Genomic DNA, 8,100 nt, shown 5'->3' with positions numbered 1-8,100 from the left:
GCGTGCGCGGCGTGCATGCGCTGCGCGTGGTCGATGCCGGCGCGATGCCGACCATCACGAGCGGCAACACCTGCAGCCCGACCTTGATGATGGCCGAGCGGGCAGCGGGCTGGATCCGGGCCGCGGCGACGCCTCGCGGCTCGACGACCACCTGAGCGGGCGGCCGGGCGCCGGCGATTCACAGCGCGCGGCCTATTTCGGCTTCGGCCATTCGTTCTGAGTGGTCCTGCCGCGTCGAGGTCGGTGTGTTCGAGGGGATCGACTCGATCGAAGGGTATTCCAACTTGAACGGGGAGGCGGTGCTGCCCGCCTCCCCGTTCGCGCCGCGCCCGCGTCGAAGCACGGTATGCCGTCCTGACCATGGAGCGGCGCAGCTCAAGCTCAGGGCATGTCGACCTGCTGCTTGATCCACGTGGCGTACGAGCCGACGCGCGCGAAGTAGCCCGGCACGTCGCCGCAGACGCGCGGCCCACCGCTGACCACGCCGATCTGCACCGTCTTGCCTGCGTCGTTCCGGCCGACCAGCGGACCGCCCGAGTCGCCGTAGCAGGCGCTCTTGCCCGGCGCGGTGAGGTCACCGGCACAGACGTTGTTGTTGGTCAGCTTGCCGCCGTAGAAGCTCAGCGCATTGCACTCGGCGATCGTGTTGCGGATGAGCGGAGCCTGGTACAGCACTTCCGGGCCATCCTGGTTCCACTCGAGCGCCCCCCAGCCCATGACGGTCGTGCGATCGTTGTCCGGCGAGACGTTGTCGTCCACCGAAGTGGAAGAAGCGTAGGTCACCGGCTTGATGTCGGTCACGTTTTCGGCGAGCCGCAGCACGGCCACGTCGGCTTGCAGGAAGGGCGTGGCGCCGAAGTTCGGGTGCACGGTGACGCGGGTCACGTTGATGCGACGGCCGCCTTGGATGAGGCTTTGCGTGCCGACCAACACCTGGATGCTGCCGGGCTGCGCACCCTGGACGCAATGCGCAGCCGTCAACACGTTGTTGTCGTCGATCAACGAACCGCCGCAGAAATGCGCGTCGTAGTTGTTGGAGTTGCTTTTGCTGACCAGCGACACCATGAACGGCCACTTGCCCGGCTTGGCGGGCTTGCCGTCAACGACCATCGGCGCTTCGGTGCCGGGCAGTTGCTGCGGTTGCGGCACGGTGGCCAGCAGCGCTTCCACACGAGCACGCTCAGGGTTGGCGGCTCGCGCCGCTTCCTGTGCGGTGGCCGAGGTGGCGATGAGCGTGGTTGCGATGCCCAGCGCCGCCATGGCAGCAGCCTGGCCTGTGCGGGCGACGCGCGCCCGCTTGGCGATTTGAATCATGAATCCTCCTAGCTCTTCAGGACATTGAATGGGTGATGCCGCGGCAACATGCAATGTATGGACCGCGCGTCAGCAGCGAAAGTAGGTCGGCTCAGGATTTGAAGCTTATTGACCGTTGCGCCCGAGTTGCTTCCAGGCGAAACGCCGCTTGACCGCGCGGTCGACAGGTCCACGTAACAGATTGGTCGAACGTCTCAGCAAACGTTCGAGGACCGAGCGCCGTCACACCGTGGCGGGCTGGCTATTGGTGGGACAGGACACTGGACGCCGTCATCAAGCATCGGCTCCATGGAGCGCATCAGGGTGGTGAGGCAGGGCCGGCGCGGGGTTGCTGCGTTGTTCCAGGCGCACGACGCGGCCGCGCCAAACAGAAGGGGCCGTCTCCATGCAATTCCAGAAGAAGCCGCCAGCGTCGTGTTCCTGCAGCTGATCGTAGACAGCGCTGGGATCCTGGTCGTGGATGAGTTCCATCGATTGACCGACCTGCAGAAGGCGGTAGGTATTCAGCACGAGGCTGTGATGGCACCGAGGAGGAATCTCGCGAAGGTCAATCTTCGTGCCATAAGTGGTGAGCGTCATTTCCTACTCCGATGTGGCTCCCGGGCTGGACCGGCTGGTTCGATGTTCGATCGTTTGTTCGGCGATGCCCTTGACCGTACGCAACGCGTCGCCGAAAAGAGGCGACAGACTGCCCAAGACCTGCTCGTCGATCGCGGAGTGGTGTCGACTCCGTTCTATACGAACCTACGTTCACTGGAGACACTGGTGCATCTCTTCAACATGCACCGATGTCCAAGATCGTCCTGCCGGGTATCTACCCACCAATTTCTCAGGGTCGTCGCAATTTTCAAGACAGCAACCGATACGCCGGCCCTCGTGGCGAACCGGGCTGCGACAGCCGGAGTCGGCGACTGGTTCTGCTATTGACATTCGGCACCGTCGGCGATCTGCAGCCCTTCCTCACACTGGCAGCGGCCTTGCGCGATCGTGGCCATCGCACCCTGTTGGTCATCCCGCGCATTCACGAGCAGTTGGTGCGGGACACCGGCCTGGCCTATGTGCCTTTCGGTACACGGGAACAGGCGCAAGCGGTCCTCGATGACCCCGAACTGTGGAATGAACGCAAGGGGTTCGGAGTGGTCTGGCGCGGGCTGCTGCCCAGTCTGGATGTCATCTGCGAGTTGCTCATCTCGCACGCGCAAGCCCAACCTTGCATCGTGTTGAGCCACCCATTCCTGGTGCCCGTGGCCGCATTGGCACGCGAGCGACAGCCTGATCTCCACGTCGTCGGCACCTACCTCGCGCCATCGAATCTGCGCACCATCCACGATCCGCTGACGATCGGCTCGTTGCACATTCCGGGCTGGGTGCCGCTATCGATCAGGCGCACGCTGTGGCGTGCCGTCGACCGCTTCTTCATCGACCCGGACCTCCTGCCCGGTCTGAACGCCTCTCGCGCGGCCCAGGGGCTGAAGCCGGTGACGAACTTCATTCAGCACATGCAGGCTGCGAGCGATGCGTCGGTCGGACTGTTCCCTGCCTGGTTCGCCAACCGCCAGCCCGACTGGCCGCCGGAGTTCGTGCAAGGCCACTTCCCGCTCAGGCACGCGTCGCCGCCGCCGCCTCTGCCTGCCGATCTGGAAGCTTTCCTCGCAGCGGGCGATCCACCCATCGCTTTCACGCCGGGAACGGGACACAAGCACGCCGCAAGCTATTTCTCGAACGCGCTGAATGCCCTGCGTGCGCTGGGCCGGCGCGGCTTGTTCATCACCACTTACCCTGAGCAGGTGCCAAACCCGCTGCCGCCCGAGGTGCGGTGGCAGTCCCATGCACCTTTCGAGTCCCTGCTGCCACGCTTGGCGATGCTGGTCCACCACGGAGGCATCGGTACGACGGCCGAAGCGCTTCGCGCAGGCATCCCGCAGTTGATCCTGCCCTTCGCCTTCGACCAGTTCGACAACGGCCGAAGGGTCGAACGGCTCGGCGCAGGCAAGGTCATGCCCGCGGCACGAGCGAATGCACGCCGACTTCGTCAACAGATCGCCAGGCTGCTGGGCGGCGCCGCGGCCCCAGGTCGAACCGTTCGGCCGGCGTGCCCGGATGTGGACCAAGGCTTGGCGCAACTTGTCGACAGCGTCGAACGTGCGATGAGCGTGAGGTGATCTCGACACTCGCTCTGTCACGAGTGTTTGGGCGATGGGGCACTTTTGTCAGATCTGGAACTCGCCTCGTCTTGTTCTGGAGGCAACGCATCGGGGCTCCGTCGTGTTAACCGGCCTGGGCACCGATGGTTCCACGGTCAGTTTCGCTGTCCGCGGCGACGCTGCCGTCGATCAAGGCTCTTTCGGCCCGTCGCCGGTCACTCCGCCGCCGTGCCCTGCTGCAGGGCGCGCAGCACGTCGAGTGCCTGCGGAGCTTGTTCTTCGGGCACGAAGATGTGGTCGTGGAAGGCGCCCGCGACCACATTGCAGCTGATCCCCGCCATGCCCAGGGCACCGGAAAACGCTGCCGTCAGCCCGACCGCCTGAAGGTCGGAGTGCACCGTCAGCGTGATCCAGGCGGCGCGAAACAAGACAGCCAGGCCGCACTGTTCGGCCTGCGCTGCCGGCACGACGACGGTGAGCCCTTCGGATTCGCGCACCGTGACCACCGGGGTCAACGCGCTCGTATCGGCGTCGGATGGAACGACGCAGTAGGCGTAGACGCCGTCATGAAGCATCGGCTCCATGGAGCGCAGCAGGGTGGTGAGGCTGGAGATGGCTTGGTTCATGTGGACCGAAGGCGGTGGCGCGAATGATCGCACTGCAGGGATCCAGCGAGAACCTGGCCAGCTGGGTGCGGGGAGTCGACGGCGAGGTGTCGCGGACCGATGGACAGCGTTCTCGACCGGACATCCCCTCGCTTGCGCAGGTGTTCACGATGCACGGGGCGACGGCTTGCGCCATATCAATTGGCCGGCCGCGCCATGGTGCGTCAATCAAGCACGCGGCGCAAACAAGGAAGCAACTCATATGGACCGGACCGAAGCATCCCCGGATGGAGGTACCAGGCCCGCTGAACATGCGCGGATGCGGTTGCCCGACTTCTTCGACCGGGTGCCGAAGCTGATGCTTCGCGACCCGATGGCTGAACTGCTGGGCTGCGCCGAAGGCGGCATCTTCGAGTACGGCTATGGCGATGTCGTGCGCCTGACCGGGCATTCGTGCCCAACCGTGGCGACGGCCTATTGGCTCACCGTGCGCGCGTTGCGGATGCTGTACCCGGACGAGTTGCCCATGCGCGGCGGTATCGAGGTCCAGTTCCGCGACAGTGCACGCGCCGGCGACGTCGGCGTCATCGCCACCGTGGTGCAGATGCTCACCGGCGCGGCCGGCAGCTCGGGCTTCAAGGGCCTGGGCGGCCGCTTCGCCAGGGCTGGACTTCTGCGCATGGTGCCCGAGCTTCCGTTGTCGTTGCGCTACCGCCGGCTGGACACCGGCGTCGCGGTCGACGCCGCGGCAGACCTGTCGCTCGTGCCGGCCAGCCCAGCCTTGCTGCGTCTGACGGAGCGCAGCGCGCGGCAGAATCTCGACCCTGAAGCGATGACTGAACTGGGCCGGCTCTGGCAGGAACGGGTTCGCCACCTGCTGCTGGAGTTGGGCGACGACCCGGCCGTCTTCACGGTTCGACCGGTGCCGCGCACCGTGCGGGCATCCAGCTTCGGCCCGCAGCGCACCGCCAACGGCGGACGATGACCAATCGGCCGCCCGGATGACAAAGCCGCAGGCGTCGCCGGCCGCGTGGGCCAGCGCGCTGCCGAGACCCTATTCGAAGGCCAGCACCCGACCCTGGTTGTCGTAGGCCGCCAGGTTGCCCACCAGGCCGTGGCGCACCGCGTGGACCATCGATTCGAGGGCCGAGTCGATCTCGGCGGTGCCGGCCGGATCGTCGGTGCGGCCATCGATGCCGGCAACGAAGACGACATCCCACGGCGGGCCGGCCACACGGGACTCGGCGACCAGGCTGGCAAAGTCCGGCAGTTCATCCGGTGCCTTGTCGACGCACATCAGTGGCGTCAGGGTTCCGCCAGCGCCGGCCGCGTGCCTGGCGCGTTGCTCGGAGCTGGCGTCGTCCGGCAGGCCGGCGGTGGCGAAGACGAACAGCAGCCGCTGCGGTTGTGCCATGCCGCGTGCTGCCTGCAACAGCTGTTGGAAATGAGATAGGGCGTTCATAGGGTGAAGAGCATCGCTGGCACGGCGCCCTCCGCCTTTGCGCGCGGTCAAGGTCGGACCGCCCGGGCGAGCTCAGCGATGGACCGTGAGGTCGTGCGATGCCGACGGTGCGTAGGAATCGTCGATTTCGTTGAACAGCGGTGTCTCGTCGGCCAGCGTGAATGGCCCGTCGCCGCTGTGCTCGGCTTCGGAGGCGGGAATGAAAAGACCACTCTTGACATCGAAGACATGGACTTCGCCGTCCTCGATCACGTAGTGCCAGCCATGCAGCGCCAGCTCGCGCCGCTCGACGCGGCGCCGCACCATCGGGTAGTCCATCAGCCGCTCCAGCTGCAGCACGATGGCGCGCTGCTCCGTTCGGCGCAGCACCTCGGGCCGCAGGCCATCCTGAGGGTCGTCGGCCTCGGGGGCGAACAGGCGCACCGGCAGCACCGCCTCACGCGCGAGGTCGAGCCAGGCCCCCAGGTTCACCGCTTCGGGCGACAGGTCTTCATACAACGCCTTGATGGCGCCGCAATGGCTGTGGCCGCAGACGACGATGTGGCGCACCTGCAGGTTCAGCACCGCGAACTCGATCGCCGCGGCCGTGCCGTGGTAGCCGCCGCTCCAACGGGCCGTGCCTTCGGGCGCGGCGCGGGTCAGCCAGCCGGCAGCGCCGGATTCGGAGTCGTTCGTGTCGAGCCGGCCGCAGCAGGGCGGCACCAGCGCGCCGACGTTGCGCACCATGAACAGCTCGCCCGGCCCGGCGCCGGTGAGCAGGTAGGGCACCAGGCGCGAGTCCGAGCAGCCGATGAACAGCGTGCTCGGGTGCTGGCCGTCGTCGACCAGCTCGCGAAAGCGCGCCTGGTAGCGTGGAAACGCGTCGTCGCGAAACCGGCGCAGGCGCTGCAGCAGCTCGTCGGGCATGAGCGTGTCAGCTCATTGGGCGAGCGTGGCCGCCTCGGCGTCCAGCCGCACGCCTTCGAGCACTGCCTCTTCGGCCAGCGTCTGCAGGTAGTGGCGCACCGCGTTGGCCCAGGCCTGCTGGCGCAGCGTCTGGGCGACGGCGGCACGCACGTCTTCGAACGCCGGCGCCGCACCGGCGTCGCGCGCCTGCACCTCGACCACGTGCAGCCCGAAGCGCGAGTGAACGAGCAAGGGCAGCACACCGATCGTGTCCTGGCCGAAGACGGCGCGCGCGAACTCTTCGGCGCAGTCCTGCTGCGACAGCCAGCCCAGCTCGCCGCCTTGGGCGCCGGTGGGGCAGTTCGACCATTGGCGGGCCGCATCGCCGAACGCCGGGCTGCCGGGAACGGCGCAGCGCAGCTCCAGCAGCAGCGCCTCGGCGCGCCGGCGCAGTGCGGCCACGTCGACACCCGGCGTGACCGCGAACAGGATGTGGCGCAGCTGCAGCCGCTCTTGCCGTGCATAACGCTCAGGCCGGGCGTCGAAGGCGCGGCGGCAGGCTTCGTCGGTCGGCTCATCGAGCACCACCGCACGGTCCAGCAGCCGCTCGATCGCGTCGGGCACCGAGACCGTCTCGAGGCCGGCGCGCTGTGCGGCCTGGCGCAGCAGCTCGGTGCAGGCGCGCTGGCGCAGCGTGTCGTCGTCCAGTACCTCGTCGGGCTGGTGCAACGGCACGCCGTTGACCTTGGCGGGGGCGATCAGGGTGGTGGTCATGGGGCGCTTTCTCAGGCGTTGCGGGGGCGGTGCACCGGCTGGGCGGCATCGGCCGCTCGCGCGGGGGCGGGCCGCGTTGCCGCCGGCCGGCTGGCCAGTTGGCGCTGCGGGGCCAGGTGACCGGCTGGCAGGTTCAGCCGGCGGCTGCGCACCATCTGGTACGGCCGGAAGGCGTAGGTGACACTGGCGAAGCCGCTCCACACATGCACCAGCCGGGTGAAGGGGAAGATCAGGAAGATCGACATGCCCAGCACCATGTGCGCCTTGAAGACCCAGCTGGCACCGGCCAGCAGCTCGACACCGCCGTCGCGGAAGGTGACGATGCGCTGTGCCCATTCGGCCAGGCGGATCATCATGCCGCCGTCCAGATGCTGGGCCGACAGCGGGATCGTCGCCAGGCCCAACGCGAACTGCAGCCACAGCAGCACCAGCAATGCGATGTCGCTGGTTTTCGAGGTGGCGCGGATGCGCTCGTCGAACAACCGGCGGTGCAGCAACAGCGAGACGCCGGCAAAGCCGAGCAGCCCGAACAGGCCGCCGGAGACCATCGCCACCAGCTGCTTGTTGCCAGCGCTGATGAACGGCTCGTAGAGGAAGTGCGGCGTCAGCATGCCCACGCTGTGGCCGGCGAACAGGAACAGCACGCCGAGGTGGAACAGATTGCTGCCCCAGCGCAGGCTGCCGGTGCGCAGCAGCTGCGACGAGTCGCTCTTCCAGGTGTACTGGTCGCGGTCGAAGCGGATCAGGCTGCCGATCAGGAAGACCGACAGGCAGATGTACGGGTAGTAGCCGAACAGGAAGGTGTCGATCCAGGTCATGACAGCTCCCCGCTCGCCGAGTACGTCGAGCGACCCTCCGAGAGGGTCGGGCCTTGCTTGGGGCGACCCGGCGCGGCGGGCCGATGTGCGGCGATGAG

The 8,100-nt window shown here is 67.3% G+C and carries 10 protein-coding genes; 3 read left to right on the top strand and 7 right to left on the bottom strand.

Annotation, left to right across the window (positions count from 1 at the left end; translation table 11 throughout):
- Positions 1-155 (top strand): GMC oxidoreductase (locus tag VFY73_RS26385; RefSeq protein ID WP_329724505.1); only part of this gene is annotated, 155 nt, incomplete at its 5' end.
- 226 nt (positions 156-381) lie between these two features.
- Here the strand turns inward: VFY73_RS26385 and VFY73_RS26380 are convergent.
- Positions 382-1,314, bottom strand: coding sequence for a serine protease (locus VFY73_RS26380; RefSeq protein ID WP_329724499.1), 933 nt, complete (start codon positions 1,312-1,314; stop codon positions 382-384).
- A gap of 273 nt (positions 1,315-1,587) precedes the next feature.
- Positions 1,588-1,893, bottom strand: coding sequence for a DUF2249 domain-containing protein (locus VFY73_RS26375; RefSeq protein WP_329724497.1), 306 nt, complete (start codon positions 1,891-1,893; stop codon positions 1,588-1,590).
- A gap of 209 nt (positions 1,894-2,102) precedes the next feature.
- Here VFY73_RS26375 and VFY73_RS26370 point away from each other — a divergent pair, with 209 nt between their 5' ends.
- Positions 2,103-3,476, top strand: a complete 1,374-nt coding sequence (locus VFY73_RS26370; RefSeq protein WP_329724495.1) for a glycosyltransferase — start codon at positions 2,103-2,105, stop codon at positions 3,474-3,476.
- A 197-nt stretch (positions 3,477-3,673) separates the two neighbouring features.
- Here VFY73_RS26370 and VFY73_RS26365 read toward each other — a convergent pair whose 3' ends face one another.
- Positions 3,674-4,084 (bottom strand): ACT domain-containing protein, encoded by a 411-nt coding sequence (locus tag VFY73_RS26365; protein ID WP_329724494.1) that lies wholly within the window; start codon positions 4,082-4,084, stop codon positions 3,674-3,676.
- 298 nt (positions 4,085-4,382) lie between these two features.
- Here VFY73_RS26365 and VFY73_RS26360 point away from each other — a divergent pair, with 298 nt between their 5' ends.
- Complete coding sequence (locus tag VFY73_RS26360) at positions 4,383-5,048, top strand: hypothetical protein (protein ID WP_329724493.1); 666 nt, start codon at positions 4,383-4,385, stop codon at positions 5,046-5,048.
- 69 nt (positions 5,049-5,117) lie between these two features.
- Here the strand turns inward: VFY73_RS26360 and VFY73_RS26355 are convergent, their stop codons facing one another.
- From VFY73_RS26355 to narI, 4 genes are all read right to left on the bottom strand, one after another.
- The gene (locus VFY73_RS26355; protein WP_329724491.1) at positions 5,118-5,525 is read right to left on the bottom strand and encodes a ribonucleotide reductase subunit alpha; all 408 of its coding nucleotides are present in this window, start codon (positions 5,523-5,525) and stop codon (positions 5,118-5,120) included.
- A 72-nt stretch (positions 5,526-5,597) separates the two neighbouring features.
- A complete protein-coding gene (locus tag VFY73_RS26350; RefSeq protein WP_329724489.1) occupies positions 5,598-6,431 on the bottom strand; it encodes a carbonic anhydrase in 834 nt (277 codons plus the stop codon).
- A 12-nt stretch (positions 6,432-6,443) separates the two neighbouring features.
- Positions 6,444-7,184, bottom strand: coding sequence for a peptidylprolyl isomerase (locus VFY73_RS26345; protein WP_329724487.1), 741 nt, complete (start codon positions 7,182-7,184; stop codon positions 6,444-6,446).
- 11 nt (positions 7,185-7,195) lie between these two features.
- On the bottom strand, positions 7,196-8,002 hold the full coding sequence (gene narI / locus VFY73_RS26340; RefSeq protein WP_329724485.1) for a respiratory nitrate reductase subunit gamma: 807 nt from the start codon (positions 8,000-8,002) through the stop codon (positions 7,196-7,198).
- Between the last annotated feature and the right edge of the window lie 98 nt (positions 8,003-8,100).

The sequence above is a fragment of the Ideonella sp. genome (assembly GCF_036277275.1).
Classification (GTDB): Bacteria; Pseudomonadota; Gammaproteobacteria; order Burkholderiales; family Burkholderiaceae_C; genus Ideonella.
This window is presented reverse-complemented; position numbering and strand designations above follow the sequence as displayed.